Source organism: Bradyrhizobium sp. USDA 3364 (assembly GCF_054056355.1).
In genome coordinates this window covers 8478375-8497613 of the sequence record NZ_JBSRYG010000002.1, presented here as the reverse complement: position 1 = coordinate 8497613, position 19239 = coordinate 8478375, and the positions used below count along the sequence as shown (strand labels likewise).

General features: G+C 65.8%; 14 protein-coding genes and 1 pseudogene. 12 read left to right on the top strand and 3 right to left on the bottom strand.

Features of this window, described 5'->3' with window-relative positions; genetic code table 11:
• Positions 1 to 71: 71 nt before the first annotated feature.
• Positions 72 to 1118 (top strand): glycosyltransferase family 4 protein, encoded by a 1047-nt coding sequence (locus ACVILL_RS40260; RefSeq protein WP_456734084.1) that lies wholly within the window; start codon positions 72 to 74, stop codon positions 1116 to 1118.
• On the opposite strand, the gene waaF is transcribed toward ACVILL_RS40260, so the two are convergent.
• Positions 1100 to 2164, bottom strand: coding sequence for a lipopolysaccharide heptosyltransferase II (waaF, locus tag ACVILL_RS40255; protein ID WP_456734083.1), 1065 nt, complete (start codon positions 2162 to 2164; stop codon positions 1100 to 1102). The genes ACVILL_RS40260 and waaF overlap by 19 nt on opposite strands.
• Before the next feature lie 136 nt (positions 2165 to 2300).
• On the opposite strand from waaF, the gene rfaD reads away from it, so the two are divergent.
• The 6 genes and pseudogenes from rfaD (at position 2301) to ACVILL_RS40225 (ending at position 10268) form a co-directional block, all read left to right on the top strand.
• A complete protein-coding gene (rfaD, locus tag ACVILL_RS40250) occupies positions 2301 to 3281 on the top strand; it encodes an ADP-glyceromanno-heptose 6-epimerase (protein WP_456734082.1) in 981 nt (326 codons plus the stop codon).
• Positions 3282 to 3299: 18 nt separating this feature from the next.
• A complete protein-coding gene (rfaE1, locus tag ACVILL_RS40245) occupies positions 3300 to 4772 on the top strand; it encodes a D-glycero-beta-D-manno-heptose-7-phosphate kinase (protein ID WP_456734081.1) in 1473 nt (490 codons plus the stop codon).
• A complete protein-coding gene (locus ACVILL_RS40240; protein WP_456734080.1) occupies positions 4769 to 6061 on the top strand; it encodes an O-antigen ligase family protein in 1293 nt (430 codons plus the stop codon). Before rfaE1 ends, ACVILL_RS40240 begins: the two co-directional genes overlap by 4 nt.
• 85 nt (positions 6062 to 6146) lie before the next feature.
• Positions 6147 to 8061 (top strand): annotated as a pseudogene (locus ACVILL_RS40235) (SDR family NAD(P)-dependent oxidoreductase).
• A 54-nt stretch (positions 8062 to 8115) separates the two neighbouring features.
• Positions 8116 to 9330 carry a glycosyltransferase family 4 protein gene (locus ACVILL_RS40230; protein ID WP_456734079.1) on the top strand — a complete coding sequence of 405 codons (1215 nt, stop codon included), beginning with the start codon at positions 8116 to 8118 and terminating at the stop codon, positions 9328 to 9330.
• Entirely contained in the window at positions 9327 to 10268 is a 942-nt protein-coding gene (locus ACVILL_RS40225; RefSeq protein ID WP_456734078.1) for an NAD-dependent epimerase/dehydratase family protein, read from the top strand. Before ACVILL_RS40230 ends, ACVILL_RS40225 begins: the two co-directional genes overlap by 4 nt.
• A 10-nt stretch (positions 10269 to 10278) precedes the next feature.
• Here ACVILL_RS40225 and ACVILL_RS40220 read toward each other — a convergent pair whose 3' ends face one another.
• Positions 10279 to 11289, bottom strand: coding sequence for a glycosyl transferase (locus ACVILL_RS40220; protein ID WP_456734077.1), 1011 nt, complete (start codon positions 11287 to 11289; stop codon positions 10279 to 10281).
• Positions 11290 to 11317: 28 nt separating this feature from the next.
• On the bottom strand, positions 11318 to 12286 hold the full coding sequence (locus ACVILL_RS40215) for a lysylphosphatidylglycerol synthase transmembrane domain-containing protein (protein WP_456734076.1): 969 nt from the start codon (positions 12284 to 12286) through the stop codon (positions 11318 to 11320).
• 353 nt (positions 12287 to 12639) lie between these two features.
• Here ACVILL_RS40215 and ACVILL_RS40210 point away from each other — a divergent pair, with 353 nt between their 5' ends.
• The 5 genes from ACVILL_RS40210 (at position 12640) to ACVILL_RS40190 (ending at position 19202) form a co-directional block, all read left to right on the top strand.
• Positions 12640 to 14052, top strand: coding sequence for a mannose-1-phosphate guanylyltransferase/mannose-6-phosphate isomerase (locus ACVILL_RS40210; RefSeq protein ID WP_456734075.1), 1413 nt, complete (start codon positions 12640 to 12642; stop codon positions 14050 to 14052).
• Between the two features lie 280 nt (positions 14053 to 14332).
• Positions 14333 to 15349, top strand: a complete 1017-nt coding sequence (locus ACVILL_RS40205; RefSeq protein WP_456734074.1) for a Gfo/Idh/MocA family oxidoreductase — start codon at positions 14333 to 14335, stop codon at positions 15347 to 15349.
• A 50-nt stretch (positions 15350 to 15399) separates the two neighbouring features.
• Positions 15400 to 16551, top strand: a complete 1152-nt coding sequence (locus ACVILL_RS40200) for a DegT/DnrJ/EryC1/StrS family aminotransferase (protein ID WP_456734073.1) — start codon at positions 15400 to 15402, stop codon at positions 16549 to 16551.
• A gap of 102 nt (positions 16552 to 16653) precedes the next feature.
• Entirely contained in the window at positions 16654 to 18183 is a 1530-nt protein-coding gene (gene murJ, locus ACVILL_RS40195) for a murein biosynthesis integral membrane protein MurJ (RefSeq protein WP_456734072.1), read from the top strand.
• Positions 18184 to 18266: 83 nt separating this feature from the next.
• A complete protein-coding gene (locus tag ACVILL_RS40190; RefSeq protein WP_456734071.1) occupies positions 18267 to 19202 on the top strand; it encodes a DUF1152 domain-containing protein in 936 nt (311 codons plus the stop codon).
• Positions 19203 to 19239: the final 37 nt, after the last annotated feature.

The window sequence follows — 19239 nt, the reverse complement described above, 5'->3', positions numbered from 1 at the left end:
GTTTCGCCGCGGTCGAACTGGCCACTATGCTTAATGTTGCGTATAGGAACTGGCGCGAAACGGAGACTTGCGTGCCGATCGAGACCACACCTGCCGGCGAGCTGCAGCTCATCGTGCCGAATCTGCACCGACGCTATTCGGGTGTCACCGCGACCAACCGGATGGTCGCGCCGAAACTTGCGAAGATGCTTCGCGCGGGCTGGCTCGGCTCGCATCGGCCGGACGGCATCGACGCGATGGGATTTGGCGATCTGATGCGGCTGTGGCGGCGCGCGCGGCCCGTGATCTGGCACGCGCGGCGCAACGACGAGATGATCGCGGGGCTCGTGCTGCGCTCGCTCGGCTGGCCGTTGAAGCTGCTGTTCACCTCGGCCGCGCAGCGCCATCACACCTGGCTGACGCGCTGGCTGATCCGCAACATGGACGCGGTCATCGCGACCAGCCCGCTGTCGGCCTCGTATCTCAAGCGCGAAGCCACCGTGGTGATGCATGGCGTCGACACCGATCGCTATGCGCCGCCGGCCGATCGCGCGAGCGCCTTCGCCGAGAGCGGATTGCCGGGGCGCTATGCGATCGGTTGCTTCGGGCGGGTGCGCGCGCAGAAGGGCAGCGATGTGTTCGTCGAGGCGATGTGCAGGCTGCTGCCGCGCTATCCCGGTTTCACCGCGGTCCTCGTCGGCGCCGTGGTACCGGAGCAGCTGGCCTTCGCCAACGAGCTGAAGCGGAAGATCGAGGCCGCCGGGCTGCAATCGCGGATCGTCATCACGGGCGAGCTGCCGATCGAGGATGTCGTGCGCTGGTACCAGCGGCTGACGATCTACGCCTTCACCTCGCGCAACGAGGGCTTTGGTCTGACCTTGATCGAGGCGATGTCGGCAGGCGCGGCGCTGGTTGCGGCGCGCGCGGGTGCTGCCGAGTTCGTCGTCGAGGACGGCGTCACCGGCGTGCTGACGCCGCCCGGCGACGCCGACGCGCTGGCGGCCGCGCTCGAGCCGTTGATGCGCGATCCGGCGTCGGCCGCGGCGATGGGCGCACGGGCGCGGCAACGAGTTGTGGATAAGTTCAGCCTCGATGCCGAGGCGAATGCGATTGCGGCGGTCTATCGCGCATTGATCTGAACCAGCACGCGCCGCGCGATCTCCACGACCTCTTCTGCGGCGATGTCACGCATGCAGCGATGGTCGTTCATGGTGCAGACCGTGCGCTGGCACGGCTGGCACGGCAGCTTGCTCTTGGTCTGCCGCACCGTGGCAGCGAGGCCGTTGAGGGGCGCCCAGAGATAGGGGTCGGTCGGGCCGAAGATGCCCATCGTAGGCGTGCCGATCGCGGCCGCGATATGCATCAGTCCGGAATCGTTGGAGATGGCGACGCTGGCCGCGGCCATCGCCAGCGCGCCGTTGCGCAGATCGGTGCCGGTGAGATCGCGGACCCGCGCGCCGCCGGCGGCCACGATCTCCTGCGCCAGCGCCTTCTCGCCGGGGCCGCCAACCACCCAGACGTCGAAGCCGTGCTCGGCGAACAGTCGCGTCGCTTCAGGATAATAGGTCCAGCGCTTGGAGACGCCGACCGAGCCGGGTCCGAGTGCGATCGCCGGACCGGTGCCGAGGCCGTTGGCCTGACGCCATCGGCTGACCTCATCGGTGGAAACCGTGAGCTGCGGCACCGGCCATTCCGGCGGGCGGGGCGCGCCGTCGGGCAGCGCCAGGATCGCGTTCTTGTCGATGAAGCGCGGCTGGTTCTTCTCGCCCCATCGCATCGCGTTGATCAGGCCGAACCGCGCCTCGCCAAAGAAGCCGACCCGCTCGGGGATACCGGCCAGCGCCGGGGCGATGGCGGCCTTCCAGGTGCGCGGCAGCACCAGCGCGGTGGCATAGTTCCGGGAGCGAAGCTCGGCGGCGAGCGCCCGCTGCTGGGCCAGCGCCAGCCGGCTGCGCGGCAGGTCGAACACGATCCCGGCGCGGACGCCCGGCATGTAATCGACCAGAGGAGCGCAGAGGCGGGTGGTCAGAAGGTCGACCGGCCGGTTGGGCCAGCGCTTGCGCAGCACCCGGACCACGGTGTGGCCGCGCACGAAATCGCCGATCCAAACATAGGGCACGACGAGGATAGGTCTGGTATCCTCGCTGTCCTGCGTTTCGATATCAGATATTGAATCAATATTCATTTCTAAATAGGCCAAAGCCGGATCAGGCGCGGCCAAGTCGGTAACCGGTTCGCGATGAGAGGTAAAGCCGTCGTTGCCTGTGGCGCGGGAGTGGGGCAAAGCTGACGGCTGCAAAGGAATCTGGCGGGATTTCATCATGTTTCTGGTAACCGGGGGCGCCGGTTTTATCGGATCGAACGTCGTGGCTGCGTTGAATGACGCTGGCCGCAGCGACGTTGCGGTCTGCGATATCCTTGGGCAGGACGGCAAGTGGCGGAACCTGGCCAAGCGTCAGCTGGCCGATTTCGTGCCGCCGGCCGAGCTCATGGGCTGGCTGCAGGGCCGACGGCTGGATGGCATCATCCACCTCGGCGCGATCTCCTCCACCACCGCGACTGACGGCGATCTGGTTATGGAAGCCAATTTCAAGACGCCGCTACGGCTGCTCGACTGGTGCACCGCGACAGCAACGCCTCTGATTTATGCCTCTTCGGCCGCGACCTATGGCGACGGCGAGCACGGCTTTGACGACGATGGTTCGGTGGAGGCGCTGAAGCAGCTGCGGCCGATGAACCTCTATGGCTGGAGCAAGAACCTGTTCGATCTCGCCGTCGCCGAGCGGCGTGTGCGCGGCGAGAGGCTGCCGCCGCAATGTGTAGGCCTGAAATTCTTCAACGTGTTCGGCCCGAATGAGTATCACAAGGGCTCGATGATGAGCGTCTTAGCGCGCCGCTTCGACGACATCAGAGCGGGCCGCGTCGTGCAGCTGTTCAAGTCGCATCGTGAGGGGATCGCCGACGGCGATCAGCGTCGCGACTTCATCTATGTCGACGACGTCGTGCGGGTGATGATGTGGCTGATCGCGACGCCCAGGGTCTCCGGGCTGTTCAACGTCGGCACCGGCACGGCGCGCAGCTTCAGGGACCTGATCGTCTCGGCCTACGGCGCGCTCGGGCTCAAGCCGAACATCGAGTATGTCGACATGCCTGAGCAGATTCGCGGCAGCTACCAGTACTTCACCGAGAGCGTCGTCGATCGTCTCGCGCGCGCCGGATACAATGGCGGCTTTACCCGCCTGGAAGACGCGGTCGGGACCTATGTGAAGGGCTTTCTCGATCGCGCGGATCGCTATCGCTAGAGCGGATGACGGTGACTGATGTTCGATTTTGAAGCGATCTCGCGTGCAATGTCCGGCCAGACCGTGCTCTGCGTCGGCGACCTCATGCTCGACGAGTTCGTCTATGGCGAAGTGTCGCGAATTTCGCCCGAGGCGCCGGCGCCGGTGATTGCGGTCAGGCGCAGCGAGACCAATATCGGCGGCGCCGGCAACGTCGCGCGCAATATCGCCTCGCTCGGCGGGCGCTGCATCTTCGTCGGCCTGATCGGCGAGGATGCCGCCGGCGCGGCGTTATCAGAGGCGCTGGCGAAAGAGTCTGGAATCGAGACTGTGCTGGTGCGCGACGCCGCGCGTCCGACCACGCGCAAGGTGCGCTTCGTCTCCGAACAATTCTCGACCCACATGCTGCGCTCCGATTGGGAGCTTGCCGCGCCGGCCGCGCCCGCGGTCGAGCAGCAGCTGATCGATGCGATACTGCCGCGGCTTGCACAGGCCGACATCGTGCTGCTGTCGGATTACGCCAAGGGGGTGCTGACCGCGCGGGTGATCCGCAACGTGATCGATGCCGCGCGCCAGGCGGGCAAGCGCGTGATCGTCGACCCCAAGAGCGCCAATCTCGCGATCTATCGCGGCGCCACCGTGTTGACGCCGAACCGCAAGGAATTCGCCGAGGCGACCCGCAGCCGCGCCGACAGCCACGACAGCATCGCGCAGGCCGCACCCGATGCGATGTATCTCGCGGATTGCGAGGCGATGCTGGTGACGCAGGGCGAGCGCGGCATGACGCTGGTGACGCGGACAGGCGAATCGATCCATGTGCCGGCGCTGCCGGTCAAGGTGCGCGACGTCTCCGGTGCCGGCGATACGGTTGCGGCGGCGCTGGCACTGGCGCTGGCGGGTGGCGCCGACTGGGAAGGCGCGCTGCGAATCGCGAGCGCCGCGGCGGCGGTTGCGGTCGGCAAGACTGGTACCGCGATCGTCAAATCCGATGAGCTGCGGCGACGGATCCTGCCGCATGCCTCGCTGGCGGCCGAGGAGAAGATCGTTCCGGCCGGCGGCGATATCGATGCGCATCTCGAGGAGTGGCGCAGGCGGGATCTGCGCATCGGCTTCACCAATGGCTGCTTCGACATCCTGCATCCCGGCCACGTCAAGGTGCTGACCGCGGCGCGCGGCGCCTGCGACCGCCTGATCGTCGGCTTGAACAGCGACGCCTCGGTGAAGCGGCTGAAGGGCGACGGGCGTCCGGTGCAGAACGAGCGCGCCCGCGCCGAAGTGCTGGCGGCGCTGGAAGCCGTCGACCTCGTCGCGATCTTCGCCGAGGACACGCCGATCAATTTGATTACGAAGGTGCGGCCGAGCGTGCTGGTCAAGGGCGGCGACTATACCCGCGAGCAGGTGGTCGGCCACGAGATCGTCGAGGCCTTGGGCGGCGAGGTGGTGCTGGTCGAGATCCTGCCCGGTCACAGCACCACGTCGCTGGTGGCCCGCGCCCGTGAGGGCAAGGAGTGAGCGCGAGCGTGGCATCCTCGGCAGGCGCCGCGGCGTGCCCGGCCTGGCGCGATCCGGCGCGCTGGCAGACCGCGACCGATGTGGTCGCGGTGCTGATTGCGCTGTCGCTGCCGTGGTCGACCTCGCTGGTCGGCATCTTGGGCGTGGTGCTGCTGTTCGCGATTGCGCCGACGGTCGACCTGAAGGCGTTCTGGACGCTGCTGAAGCGGCCGATCTGCGTGGCGCCGATCTGGCTGTTTTACATCGCGGTGATCGGCATGCTCTGGTCGGACGCCACATGGGGCGCGCGATTCTACGCGGTCGGGCCGACGGCAAAGCTCTTGGTGCTTCCGGTCCTGCTCTATCATTTTCAGCGCTCGACCCGCGGGAGTTGGGTGTTCGTGGCCTTCCTCGTGTCCTGCACTCTGTTGATGCTGATGTCCTGGCTGGTGCTGGCCTATCCCAACCTCGCGCTGAGGGCGCCCGCTCCGGGCGAGCAGGGCGTCTTCGTCAAGAACTACATCGACCAGAGCCAGGAATTCACCCTGTGCGCGGTCGCGCTGGCCTATCCGATCGTCGTGCTGCTGCGGGCCAAACGCATCCTGCCGGCGCTGCTGCTGATCGTGATTGCGCTCAGTCTGTTCGCCAACATGGCGCTGGTGGTGGTGTCGCGCACGGCGCTGGTGACGGTTCCGATTATGTTCGCGGTGTTTGCGCTGCTGCATCTGCGCGGGCGCAGCATCGTCCTGATCCTGTGTGCGGCCGGTGTGTTGTCCGTGGTGGCGTGGTATGCCTCGCCGCAATTGCGCGCGACGGGCGAGTCATTCCGGCGCGATTACAAGCTCTACGCAGAGCGCAACGAGCCGACGTCGCTCGGTTTGCGGCTGGAATTCTGGCGAAAGTCGCTCGGCTTCTTTGCCGAGGCCCCGATCATCGGCCATGGCACCGGAGCGACCCGCGGCCTGTTCGAGCGCGTCGCGACGGGTGGTGTGACCCAGGCTTCCGGCGAGGTGATCGGCAACCCCCACAATCAAACGTTGAACGTTGCCGTGCAGTGGGGCATTGTGGGTGTTGCGATCCTGTACGCGATGTGGCTACTGCATCTCCTGCTGTTCCGCGGCGACGGTCTCGTCAACTGGATCGGACTTCTCGTGGTGGTACAAAATATAACGAGTTCATTGTTTAATTCACATATCTTCGACTTTCACGAAGGCTGGATGTATGTGCTGGGCGTCGGTGTCGCGGGCGGCATGGCGCTGAAGGAGCGATCCGGGCCCGCCATGGAACCTGAACCGCCCATCCGTCCATGATCGCTGGCAAGGGCAGAATAGATACGCTATCAGCCTGCCAATGTCCCATTCGCGAACTCCCAGTTGCCGGCAACCCGTCCGTTAGATGACGCGCCTTTCACAATTCACCCTGCGCAACTTCCTGATTTTGCTGCATGACGCGCTCGCGACGACGTTCGCGTTGCTGGCGAGCTTTTACCTGCGTTTCGAGGGCAGCCTCCTTACCGATCGGCTGCCCCATCTGCTGCGCATCCTGCCCTGGTTCGTGCTGTTCAGCATCGTGGTCAGCTACTTCTCCAATCTGACCACGGCGAAATGGCGCTTCACCTCGTTGCCAGACGCGGTGAACATCCTGCGGGTTGCGGCGGTGCTGACGCTGGCACTGGTGGTGCTGGACTACGTCTACTTCTTCACGGGTGCGAATTCGCCGAGTCCGGTGTTCCTCGGCCGCGTCACGATCATCCTGTTCTTCTTCCTTGAAGTATTCGCGCTGAGCGCGCTGCGCCTAGGCTATCGTTATTTCCGCTATTCGCGTACGCGTCTTCATGCCCGGTCCGACAACGCCGCGCCCGGCGCTGCTGGTCGGGCGCACGGCCGACGCGGAAGTCGTGCTGCGCGGCATCGAGAACGGCGCCATCAAGCGGCTCTGGCCGGTCGGCGTGCTCTCGCCGTCGGTTGCCGACCGCGGCCAGATGATTCGCAACATTCCCGTGGTCGGCGGCGTCGATGACATCGAGGCCGTGATTCGGGATTTCGAGAGCCGCCAGCGGCCGATCAAGCGCGTGGTCATGACACCTTCGGCCTTCGAGCCGGAAGCGCATCCGGAAAGTGTGCTGATGCGCGCCAGGCGGCTCGGCCTGATGGTCAGCCGGCTGCCGTCGCTGGAGGGCGGCGATGCGCCGCGGCTCACCAATGTCGCGGTCGAGGATCTGCTGCTGCGCCCGAGCCAGAAGATCGACTACGCGCGGCTCGAGACGCTGGTGAAGGGCAAGTCCGTCATCGTGACCGGCGGCGGCGGCTCGATCGGCGCGGAAATCTGCGAACGGGTCGCGACCTTCGGGGCGGCGCGCCTCTTGGTTGTGGAGAACTCGGAGCCGGCGCTCTATGCTGTGACCGAGGCGCTGTCCGCTCGCGAGAGCGGCCCCGAGATCGAGGGCCGGATCGCCGACATCAGGGATCGCGAGCGCATCACGCGCCTGATGAGCGAGTTCAAGCCCGACATCGTGTTTCATGCCGCGGCGCTCAAGCACGTGCCGATCCTGGAGCGTGACTGGAGCGAGGGGGTCAAGACCAACATCTTCGGGTCGGTGAACGTGGCCGACGCCGCGCGCGCCGCCGGCGCGAGCGCGATGGTGATGATCTCGACCGACAAGGCAATCGAGCCGGTGTCGATGCTCGGCCTGACCAAGCGATTTGCCGAGATGTACTGCCAGGCGCTGGACCATGACCTGATGACCGAGGCCAAGGGCAAGCCGCACATGCGCTTGATCTCGGTGCGGTTCGGCAACGTGCTGGCGTCGAACGGATCCGTGGTGCCGAAATTCAAGGCCCAGATCGAGGCCGGCGGACCGATCACGGTGACCCATCCGGACATGGTTCGTTACTTCATGACGATCCGCGAAGCCTGCGATCTCGTGATCACCGCGGCGACGCATGCGGTGACGCCGGCCCGGCCCGACGTCTCGGTCTATGTGCTGAACATGGGCCAGCCGGTGAAGATCGTCGATCTCGCCGAGCGGATGATCCGCCTGTCCGGCCTGCAACCCGGCGTCGACGTCGAGGTCGTGTTCAGCGGCATCCGTCCCGGCGAGCGGCTGAACGAGATCCTGTTCGCAAGCCAGGAGCCGACGCTCGAAATCGGCGTCGCCGGCGTGATGGCGGCGAAGCCGAACCAGCCTCCGATGTCGACGCTGCGCAAATGGCTTGCAGCGCTGGAGGATGCGATCGAGAGAGATGACCGCGTCACCATCCGCGCCGTGCTTCAGGATGCCGTGCCCGAGTTCGGATCGAATGCCGCCTGACCACGCAGCCCTGCGGACGACGGGGCAGGATCGTTTCGAAAGCCATTGATATTGATGTCCAGTTCTCGAAAAGTCGTGGTCGTCAGCCAGCACTATCCGCCCGACCACAGTACGACCGCCGCGATCATGTCCGCGATCGCCGAGCGGATCGCGCGGGAGGCGGACGTGGTGGTGGTCTCCGGGATGCCGGGCTCGGCGCGGGCGCCCGCGCCCGGACGACCCGTCGTCGTCGAAATCAGGAACTGGCTGCCGGGAAAGGCCGCGCTGATCAAGCGTGCGCTGGCGGAAGCGCTGTTCACCGGCCGGATCTTCTTTGCGCTGCTGTCGCGGCTCAGGCGGGGCGACGTGGCGCTGACGGTGACCGCTCCGTTCGCGCTGCCTTATGCGGTTGCCGCCGCGGCGAGGTTGAAGGGGGCGAAGTCGGCGCTGATCCTGCACGATTTGTTTCCCGACGTGCTCGTGATGGCCGGGCTGTTGCGGCCGTCCTCGCTGGTGACGCGGGCGATGCGCGCGATCAACGCGCTGATGTTCCGTGCCTTGAACGCCGTCATCGTGATCGGCCGCGACGCCGAGAAGCTGTTGCTGCGCTATGGCGGAATGACACAGGACAAGATCAAATTCATCCCGAACTGGGCCACGCTCACCCCCGGCGACCGTCCCGTCAGCCCCGACAATCCGTTTCGCAAGGCCATTGCCGCCCGCTTCGTCGTCGGGCTGTCCGGCAATCTGGGCTTCACCCACGATCCGGACATCGTCTTCCAGGCCGCGCGGCTGTTGCGCGACGAACGCGATGTCCACTTTCTGCTGTCGGGATGGGGCATGGGCTTCGCGCGGTTGAAGGAGATGCAGGCCACGGAGCAGCTCGCCAACGTCACGCTGGTCGACCGCGTCGCGGACAGCGAGCTGGATGCGCTGCTCTCCAGTGCCGACGTCTGGCTCATTCCCTATCGCAAGGACGTCGCCGGCGTGTCGGTGCCGAGCCGGTTCTACAATCTGCTCGCAGCCGGCCGGCCCGTCATCCTGGTCTCCGAGCCCGAGGCCGAGGCGGCGCTCACCGTCAGCGAAAACGGGCTGGGCTGGGTCGTCACGCCGGGAAGGCCCGATCAACTCGCGGATGCCATCAGGCTGGCGTCGTGCTCGGAGGACGCCGCGATGGCCGAACGCGCCGTCGCGACCGCGCGGACCTTCAGTCCCGAGCGGGCGCTGGCGAGCTACGCGGCGCTGGTGCAGGAGCTGCTATCCAATCGCGATGTGGAGCGGGCGGCATGAATGATGGGCGCCGGACGGTTCTGGTGACGGGGGCCAGCGGTTTTGTCGGTCGCCATGTGGTGCCCGAGCTCGAGCGCGGCGGCTGGGTGGTGCGCCGCGCGGTGCGAACCCCGCCGCAGCATGCAAACGACGTGCTGATCGATTCGCTCAGTCCCGCCACCGATTGGCGCGCCGCGCTCGACGGCGTCGACGCCGTCGTTCATCTTGCTGCCCGTGTTCACCAGCAGTACGACGAACACGCGATAGAGCTCTACCGCAACGTCAATATCGAAGGCACCCTGCATCTGGCGCGTTCCGCCGTCGCTGCGGGCATACGGGATTTCATTTTCGTCAGCACGATCCTGGTGCACGGGCGCAGCAATTACGGGCGTCCGCCGTTCCGCGAGGACGATGTCCTGACACCCCGCGGCCTCTACGGAAATTCGAAGGCAGCCGCCGAGGTCGGCCTGAAGGAGATCGTGCCGGGCAGCGGCATGCGGGTGACCGTCATCAGGCCGCCGCTGATCTACGGCGCCGGAGCGAAGGGAAATTTTGAGTTGCTCAAGCGTGCGGTGATCAAACGCATGCCGCTTCCGCTCGCTTATGTGAGGAATCGCCGCGCGTTCCTGTCGGCGGAAAACCTGGCGTCGTTCATCCTGTACCGGCTGTCGCATCCCGGAAATGATTTCGACGTGTTCCTGGTGGCTGACCGCGAACAGGTCTCGACGCGCGAGTTCGTCGAGCGCCTTGCCCGCGCGGCAGAAACCTCGCCGCGGCTGTTCTGGCTGCCGCCGTCGCTGCTGAAGATGACGCTCTCGATGGGCGGCCGCAAGGAAGCCTATGACAGCCTGTTCGCCTCACTCGAGCTCGATCTCTCCAAGGTCGCAAGCACGGGATGGCAGCAGCCGATGAGTCTCGATGAGGGGCTGAGGCACGCGCTGCGTCGAACGGATGCCTGACCCTGCGTGATCAGAGCGGTCGCGAGAACCGGCGCAACTGCCAGGCGACGGCAAGCGCGCCGGCCAGCAGCAGGGCAATGTCGGCGCCAAGCGAATTGAGGGCGACCGAGGCGAATGCGAGCAGCGCCAGCACCACATTGAGCGCAAAGACCTCGCCGACCACGCGCCACACTGTGAACCCGTTGTCGGTCGCGCGCTGATAGAAGTGCGAGCGGTGCGCGGCCCAGAATGGTTCGCGCCGCGCCATGCGGCGAAACAGCGTGACCGTCGCATCCGCCAGATAGTACAGCGGCAACAGCAGCGCGGCGGCGAACTGTTGGCGCAAAGCGAGCTCGAGCAGGCACCAGCCGAGCAGCAGGCCGATCGGCAGGCTGCCGACATCGCCGAGGAATATCCTTGCGACCGGCCGGTTGAACGGCGCGAAGCCGAGCAGCGCGCCACACAGCGCCGCCGCGACCAGCGCCGGAACAACCGGGACATGGCCGAAGCTGCCGAGCAGGGCGACCGCCACGGTGATCGGCACGGCCTCGGCCGCCGTCATCAGGTCGAGCCCGTCCATGAAGTTGACGAGGTTCACGAACCAGAGGCCGGCGATCAGCAGCAGACCGCGTTCGAGCCAGAGCGGGCAGGCCGGAACGAGCCTGAGATCGCCCGGCAGCGAGAACAGCACGGCCGCAACTGCGGCAGCCTGCAGCAGCAGCCGCGGGACGACGGGCAGGGAGCGGATGTCGTCGGCAAAACCCACCACCGCGATGAACAGGCAGGCTGAGAACACGATGAATGGAATCGTCAGGAAGGGCGATCCGGCCAGCACGATGACGATCCCGCCCGCGAGCAGCGTCGCCGCGGTGACCGCGATGCCGGCGCCCTGCGGCGTTGGAATGCGGTGCGAGGAGCGCGCATTCGGTTTCGCCAGCGCCACGCGCAGCAGCAGCGGGCGCGTCAGCTGGATCAGGACGGCCGAGATCGCTGCGGCCAGGGCCACGGCGATCAACAACAGGAGGATCTCGAAAAAGCTCATTCTGGCCCGGTCATTGCGATCCAGGGACTCACGATTGTGATCCCGGGACTTCGATCGGCGCTGCGCCCTTGGCGGCCTTTTCTGGGCTCAGGATCCACACCAGGCCGCCAAACACACCGACCACGAACGACACCGCGCCGAACAGCAGCGAGATGTTGACGCCCTCATTGGCGATCAATCCGGCATAACCGAAGGCCAGCGCCATCGTGGCCTCGCGCACGCCCCAGCCTGCGATCGAGATCGGCATCATCGTGATCAGCATCACCGGCGGCAGCAACTGGAAGATATCGCCGAAGGTGACCGGGGCCGTGATCGACTTCACAACGCACCAGCCGATCACGACGGTCACCACGTGAATCGCGATCGACAGCGTTGCGACCCTCAATCCGTGCTCGCGGCTGAACAGCACCCGGTTCGCGATGACGGCGCAGGCGTGGATGTGATGCGTCGCCCACCACCGCTTCAGCCATGGCCACGGCAGCAGGCCGATCAGCAGGAAACCGAAGCCGGCCCCGAGCGCGGCGACGTCGAGCAGCAGCAAGGCCATCCGGCCGTTGGGATCGGAAATCAGCCGATAGCTCCAGGGCAGGGTCGCGGCGATGAGGACGGCGAGCGCGATCAGCCCGATCGCGCGGTCGACGAAGATCGAATAGGTGGCGGCGCGCCAGCCCGCGCCGGCGCGCGCGACCAGCCAGAGCCGTACGGCGTCGCCGCCGATCGAGGACGGCAGCGTCTGGTTGAAGAAGGTACCGATGACGTTGAAGCGCATCGCCTGGGCGGTCTCCAGCGGCGCGCCGCACTCCACGCTGATTTCCCGCCAGCGCAGCACCCCGAGAAAGATCTGCAGGAACGTGACCGCGATCGCGAGGCCGAGCCAGCCCAGACTCTCGACCTGGATACGGGAGGCAAGGTCATACAGGTTGACCTTGCGCAGCGAGAAATAGAGCAACGCGGCCGAGATCAGGATCTTGACGGTCGACAGGAGGATTCGGCGCATTTCCGTTCGCGCTGCCAGGTTTCAGAATGTGTCAAAAACAGCGCAAAACGCACTCGCGCGCCCAAATTCGCCGCCTTGGTATGGTTTCCGCACCGATCTGGCAATACCCGTACTGCTCCCTATTGCGGCAGGTGCGAAGGGATGGCTAAAGAGGCCGGAACGGGGGACGGCCCGCCACTCACCGGGGGTTTACAATACCGGTAAAATCCGACCAGCCGCGTGGGGGCGCGTGATACTGCTCGGATAGTGCTTCCCAGGTAACAGGGCTGCCGGCCGCGGCGGCCCGGGCCAGTTTGGTGTGTCGTCCGCGGACGGACACGATAGGGCCTTGCACGACAGGACTTGAGGCATCGATGGACCGACGAATTATTCCCCTGATCATGTGCGGCGGCGCAGGCACGCGGCTGTGGCCGGCGTCACGCGAGGTGCATCCGAAGCAATTCCTGTCGCTGTTCGGAGCGCGCTCGACCTTCCAGGAGACGCTGCTGCGGGTCTCGGACGCTGGCCTGTTCGAGCGGCCGATCGTGATCACCAACGAGATCTATCGCTTCATGGTGCTGGAGCAGCTGGCCGAGATCGGCCGCGAGGCCGATGTGCTGCTGGAGCCGATGCGCCGCGACTCGGGGCCCGCGATCGCGGCCGGAGCGGCGTTCGCGCAGAGCCGCGACGGCGAGGCAATCGTGCTGGCGCTTGCCGCCGACCATCTGGTGCGCGATACGCCGGCCTTCGTCGCCGCGTGCCGCGGCGGACTGACGGCCGCGGAAGCCGGTCGCATCGTGACCTTCGGCGTCAAGCCGGAACGGCCCGCCACCGAATACGGCTATATCAACCCGGGTGAGGTGGTCGCCGGCGAGGTGCGCGCGGTGGCCAAATTCGTCGAGAAGCCGGATGCCGCGACGGCGGCAGGCTATATCGATGCGGGCTATCTCTGGAACAGCGGCAACTTCATGTTCCGCGCCGGCATGCTGCTCGACGAGTACCGCAATGTCGATGCGGACAGCGTGGCCTCGGTGGAGCAGTCGGTTGCGTCGGCTGCGCGCGATCTCGGCTTCGTCAAGCTCGATGCGGCGGCGTTCGGCGCGGCAAAGGCGATCTCGATCGATTACGCGGTCATGGAGAAGACGCCGCATGCCGCCGTGGTACCGGTGGCGTGCGGCTGGTCCGACATCGGCTCGTGGCGGCAGGTCTGGGAGCTCTCCGACAAGGACAGCCTCGGCAACGCGGCGCGCGGTGCGGCGGTGTTCGAGGACTCCCGCAATTGCAACGTCGCGACCGACCGGGCGCTGGTTGCGCTCGAAGGCGTCGACGATCTCGTCGTGGTCGCGACCCAGGACGCCGTGCTGGTGTCGCGCCAGAAGGACGCCAACGGGCTGAAGCGGCTGGTCGCGAAATTGAAGGTGACCGCACCCGAGGTGACCGAGAGCCACATCAAGGTGCATCGTCCCTGGGGCTCCTATCAGTCGGTCGACAATGGCGCACGCCACCAGGTCAAGCGCATCATCGTCAAGCCGGGCGGGCGGCTGTCGCTGCAGAAGCATCATCACCGCTCCGAGCACTGGATCGTGGTGCGCGGGACCGCGCAGGTCACCGTCAACGAGCTGATCAAGACGGTGCACGAGAACGAATCGATCTACATCCCGATCGGCGCGGTGCACCGGCTGGAGAATCCGGGCAAGATTCAGCTCGAGCTGATCGAGGTGCAGACCGGCAGCTATTTCGGCGAGGACGACATCATTCGCATCGAGGACGACTATCAGCGCTCCTGAGGCGAACGGGTTCCCGTGCTCAAAACCGACGCGCGGGCGATGTAACTCTTTGAATCAAAACGTGTCCGGATTTCGTTGTTGGCATTCGCCACATTTGTGACGCCGTGCTATAGCGGCAGCCAACGAAGCGGGAACTGATTTGCGCCAAAAGCGCCAAATCGGAATTGAGCGCCAGGTCGGTATCAAGTCGGAATTGCGTCTTGGTGCTGATTCCCTCGGGGCCGGGGTGGCTTCCTGAGAAGCCGGGACAACCGCCAGAACGTTACTTGGGGTCTACGATATGAATGCAAAAATGTCCGCAGCCGGCGCGAAGGCCGATATCGGCCGCGCATTGCGCGTCGGCGTGATCGGCGCCGGCGTGATGGGCAGCAACCATGCCCGCGTGCTCGCCGGACTGCCCGGCGTGATGTTGATCGGTATCGTCGATCCGCTGCCGGAACACCGCACGCGCGCCATCGACCTGGTCGGTTGCCGCGCCTTCGAGACCCTCGATCAGTTGCTCGCCGAGGGCATCGATGCGGTGACGATCGCAGCCCCCACCCATCTGCATCACGAGATCGCGCTGGCCTGCATCGCGCGCAACATCCATATCCTGGTCGAGAAGCCGGTCGCGTCCACGGTCGAAGAGGGCCGCGAGATCGTCGCGGCCGCCGAGAAGGCCGGCGTCACGCTGATGGTCGGCCATGTCGAGCGCTTCAATCCGGCGGTCGCCGCGATCAAGCAGGCGATCTCGGGTGAGGACATCCTGTCGATCGGCATCACCCGGGTCGGCCCGTTCCCGCCGCGGATGTCCAATGTCGGCGTCGTGATCGATCTCGCCGTGCACGATATCGACCTGATCCGCTGGTTCACCGAGTCCGATATCGTCGAGGTGCAGCCGCAGCTCTCGAGCGCGGTCGCCGAACGCGAGGACATCGCGCTGCTGCAATTCCGCACCGCGTCCGGCGTGCTCGCCCACATCAACACCAACTGGCTGACGCCGTTCAAGGCGCGCAACGTCACGGTCGCGACCCGCGGTAAGTATGTGATGGGCGACCTGCTCACGCGCCAGGTCACCGAATGTTTCGGCTTCAAGCCGGACGGCAGCTATTCGATGCGTCATCTGCCGGTCGGTCACGACGAGCCGCTGCGCGCCGAGCTGATTGCCTTCCTCGATGCCGTGCGCGGCGGCAAGCTGCCGGCGGTGTCCGGCGACGAAGGCGTGGCGAGCCTCGAGATCGCGATCCGCTGCCTGGAATCGCCCGCGCGGCCTGCCGCCTCGATGATCCGCAAGGGACCGCGCCGGGTCGCCGGCTGATTGTCTTCACTGGCTGATCGTCATTCATTCAACACGTGCAAAGAGCTTCCATGAACCAGCATATGCAGCTTGAGCCCATTCCCTTCATCGATATCGCCGCACAGCGCCGGCGGCTCGGCAAGTCGGTCGATGATGCGGTCGCGCGCGTGCTCGACCATTGCCAGTTCATCAACGGTCCGGAAGTCACTGCGCTGGAGAAGGCGCTGGCCGACTATACCGGCGCCAAGCATGTGGTGAGCTGTGCCAGCGGCACCGACGCGCTGCTGATGGTCCTGATGGCGAAGAATGTCGGGCCGGGCGATGCCGTGCTGTGCCCGACCTTCACCTTCTGCGCGACCGGCGAGGTCGTGACCCTGACCGGCGCGACGCCGGTGTTCGTCGATGTCGACGAGGAGACCTTCAACATCGACATCAACTCGCTGAAGCGCGGCATCGCGACGGCGCGCTCGCGCGGGCTGAAGCCGGTCGCCGTGATCCCGGTCGATCTGTTCGGCCAGAGCGCCGACCATGATGCGATCAGCGCGGTCGCCGAGGCCGAGGGCCTGTTCGTGCTGGATGACGCCGCGCAGGGCTTTGGCGCAACCTACAAGAACCGCAAGCTCGGCACCTTCGGGCTCGCGACCGGGACCAGTTTCTTCCCGGCCAAGCCGCTCGGCTGCTTCGGCGACGGCGGCGCGATCTTCACCGACGACGCGGAGCTCGCCGCCACGCTGCGCAGCATCCGCGTGCATGGCCAGGGCTCGGACAAGTACGACAACGTCCGGCTCGGCCTCACGGCGCGGCTCGACACCATGCAGGCGGCGATCCTGCTCGAGAAGCTGAAGATATTCGACGACGAGATCGCAGCGCGCAACAAGGTGGCGGAGCGCTATTCGCGCGCGCTCGGCAACCTCGTCGCCGTGCCGCGCCTTGCGCCGGGCTGCACCTCGGTGTGGGCGCAGTACACCATCCGCCTGTCCGAGGGGATCGACCGCGACGCCTTCGCGGCTGACCTGAAGGCGCAGGGCGTTCCGACTATGATCTACTATCCGAAGTCGGTCCACCAGCAGACGGCCTACAGCCACTATCCGGTTGCCGACGGCGGCCTGCCGGTCAGCGAGCGCCTGTCGAAGGACGTCATCGCCCTGCCGATGCACCCCTACCTCGACGAGGCGACGCAGGACCGCGTCATCGCGGCTGTGCGCAGCGCGCTACAGGCATGATCCCGAAAAGTGGTTTCCGGTTTTCGGGCTGGATCATGCCTAAATCGTTAACGGCCTGATACGAAACTTTTTCGTAACGCAATCATGCGCTAGAAGCAGCGCATGCTTGGGCGCATCTTCACCGTCGGCGGCTATACCCTGCTATCGCGGGTCACCGGGTTCGCACGCGACATCATGCTCGCGGCGATCCTCGGCGCCGGGCCGGTCGCCGACGCCTTCTTCGTGGCGCTGCGGCTGCCCAATCATTTCCGTGCGATCTTTGCCGAGGGCGCCTTTAACGCCGCCTTCGTGCCGGCCTATGCCCACGTCCATGGCGAGAAGGGCGAGGCGTCGGCGCGGCTGTTCGCCGACCGCATCTTCACGCTGCTGTTCGCCTCGCAGGTGATCCTGCTCGTGGTGGCGATGGCGTTCATGCCGCAGGCGATGAGCATCCTCGCGCCGGGCTTCACCGAGGATGCCGCGCAGCGCAAGCTCGCGATCGAGCTGACGCGGATCACCTTCCCCTATCTGCTGCTGATCACGCTGGTGACGCTCTATGGCGGCATGCTCAACGTGATGCATCGCTTCGCCAGCGCGGCTGCGGCGCCGATCTTCCTCAACCTTGCGATGATGATGACGCTGGCGCTTGCCGCGTTCTTCCCCAGCGCCGGTCATGCTGCGGCCTGGGGCGTCCTGATCTCGGGCTTCCTGCAGTTCTTCCTGCTCGCCGGCGACCTCGCGCGCCATGGCGGCCTGCCGCGATTCGCGCCGTTGAAACTCGACGAGGACGTCCGCGCCTTCTTCCGCGCGCTCGGGCCGGCGACGCTGGGCTCGATGGGCACGCAGGTCGCGCTGTTCGCGGACACCATCATCGCAACCTTCCTCCCCGCGGGCGCGCTGTCGGCGCTGTACTACGCCGACCGCCTCAACCAACTGCCGATCGGCGTGATCGGGATCGCGATCGGCACCGTGCTGCTGCCGGAGATGTCGCGCCGCCTGACCGCCGACGATCACAGCGGCGCGACGGCGGCGCAGCGCCGCGCCTTCGATTTCACGCTGCTGTTCTCGGTGCCGTTCGTGGCCGCGTTCCTGACCGTTGCCGATCCGATCATGCGCGCGATGTTCGCTCGCGGCGCGTTCTCGAAGGCCGATGCCGCAAGCGCCGGCGCCACGCTCGCGGCCTATGCGGTCGGGCTGATTCCCTTCGTGATGATCCGCAGCGCGGTCGCGACCTTCTATGCCCGCAAGGATACCGCGACGCCTGTCAAGGCGGCGCTGACCGGGGTCGCGGTCAATGTCGCGCTGAAGATCGCGCTGGTCGGCACGCTGGCGCAGGTCGGGCTCGCGCTTGCGACCGCGGTCGGCGCCTGGGTCAACCTGCTGCTGGTGCTGATGTTCGCCGTCCGGCGCGGCTTTCTCACGCTCGATCGTGCGCTGATCCGCTCGTTCGGCACCTTTGCGCTGTGCGGCGTGCTGCTGGCGCTCGCGCTGTGGCTGACCTCGCATTTCGCCTATGTGTGGTTCGCACCGATGCAGATCTTCCGAGATGAAATGATTCTGCTGCTGCTGATTGCGGTCGGCGTCTTCGTCTACGCCTTCCTGATCCTCACATTGTTCGGCCGCGGCTGGCTGTTCGCACTCCGGCGCGTATAGATTTCTTTAATCTTGTCAATTGCTTGGAATAATGCCCGAATGCGGCAGGGGCGGGCACGCCCGAACGCCATTGGCTGCATCACATGATCCCGTTTCTCGAGCGCCTGGAGCAGGCCACCAACGTCCTCATCGCCGGCTGCGGCGGCGGCTTCGACCTGTTCGGCGGCGTGCCCCTTGCGGAGCGGCTCTGGTCGCGGGGCAAGGGCGTTGTATTCGGGAATTTTTCGTTCACCAATCTCTGGCTTTGCGGTGGCGAGCGCATCAATCCGACCACGTGGCGGGTCGATCGGAGCTCTGCCGAAATTCCGTACTTCCCGGAGAAATGGCTGGCGGAATGGCTTGCGACGCGTGGTCGTGCGGTGCCGATCTACGCCTTTGCCAAGAGTGGCGTCCGGCCGCTCGCAGCCAGTTACCGCTGGATCATCGAGCAGCATCAGATCGATCTGGTTGTGCTGATTGATGGCGGCACCGACAGTGTTATTTTCGGCGACGAGCCCGGACTCGGCACCATCATCGAGGATGCGGTATCGATCGTCGCTGCGCAGAATGCCACCGAGGGCCGGGCGCTTCTCGCTGCGATCGGCTTCGGGATTGATCATTTCCATGGCGTCTCGCATCACGCTTTCCTTGAGAACGTCGCGCAATTGACAAGTGATGGGGGATTTCTCGGTGCCTTTTCCCTGTCGTCCGGAACGGCGGAAGGGACTGCGTTTCTCGATCTGGTCGACTACGCCAACCAGCGCCAGCCTGCGCATCCGAGCATCGTCTGCAATTCGATCGCAAGCGCGGCGCGCGGCGAGTTCGGAAACTATCATGCCACCAATCGCACCAGCGGCAGCGATCTGTTCATCAACCCGCTGATGTCTCAGTATTGGACCTTCACGACCTCGCACCTCGTGCGACGCATGGCCTTTGCGGATGGGCTCATGGAGACGGATCGGATGGAGGAGGCCAGCCGGGCGGTCGAGCTGTACCGGCAGACCATCGAGCCGAGGCCGTTCCGCCCAATCCCGCTATAGTGATCGAGGCCCGCTCCGCAAGGGGCAAAACGCCCCC

What these genes read in the sequence shown, in the direction of transcription:
- waaF (WP_456734083.1), bottom strand. Translation starts at nt 2,164, where the DNA reads ATGAATATTGATTCAATATCTGATATCGAAACGCAGGACAGCGAGGAT.
- rfaD (WP_456734082.1), top strand. Translation starts at nt 2,301, where the DNA reads ATGTTTCTGGTAACCGGGGGCGCCGGTTTTATCGGATCGAACGTCGTG.
- rfaE1 (WP_456734081.1), top strand. Translation starts at nt 3,300, where the DNA reads ATGTTCGATTTTGAAGCGATCTCGCGTGCAATGTCCGGCCAGACCGTG.
- ACVILL_RS40230 (WP_456734079.1), top strand. Translation starts at nt 8,116, where the DNA reads ATGTCCAGTTCTCGAAAAGTCGTGGTCGTCAGCCAGCACTATCCGCCC.
- ACVILL_RS40225 (WP_456734078.1), top strand. Translation starts at nt 9,327, where the DNA reads ATGAATGATGGGCGCCGGACGGTTCTGGTGACGGGGGCCAGCGGTTTT.
- ACVILL_RS40220 (WP_456734077.1), bottom strand. Translation starts at nt 11,289, where the DNA reads ATGAGCTTTTTCGAGATCCTCCTGTTGTTGATCGCCGTGGCCCTGGCC.
- ACVILL_RS40215 (WP_456734076.1), bottom strand. Translation starts at nt 12,286, where the DNA reads ATGCGCCGAATCCTCCTGTCGACCGTCAAGATCCTGATCTCGGCCGCG.
- ACVILL_RS40210 (WP_456734075.1), top strand. Translation starts at nt 12,640, where the DNA reads ATGGACCGACGAATTATTCCCCTGATCATGTGCGGCGGCGCAGGCACG.
- ACVILL_RS40205 (WP_456734074.1), top strand. Translation starts at nt 14,333, where the DNA reads ATGAATGCAAAAATGTCCGCAGCCGGCGCGAAGGCCGATATCGGCCGC.
- ACVILL_RS40200 (WP_456734073.1), top strand. Translation starts at nt 15,400, where the DNA reads ATGAACCAGCATATGCAGCTTGAGCCCATTCCCTTCATCGATATCGCC.
- murJ (WP_456734072.1), top strand. Translation starts at nt 16,654, where the DNA reads ATGCTTGGGCGCATCTTCACCGTCGGCGGCTATACCCTGCTATCGCGG.
- ACVILL_RS40190 (WP_456734071.1), top strand. Translation starts at nt 18,267, where the DNA reads ATGATCCCGTTTCTCGAGCGCCTGGAGCAGGCCACCAACGTCCTCATC.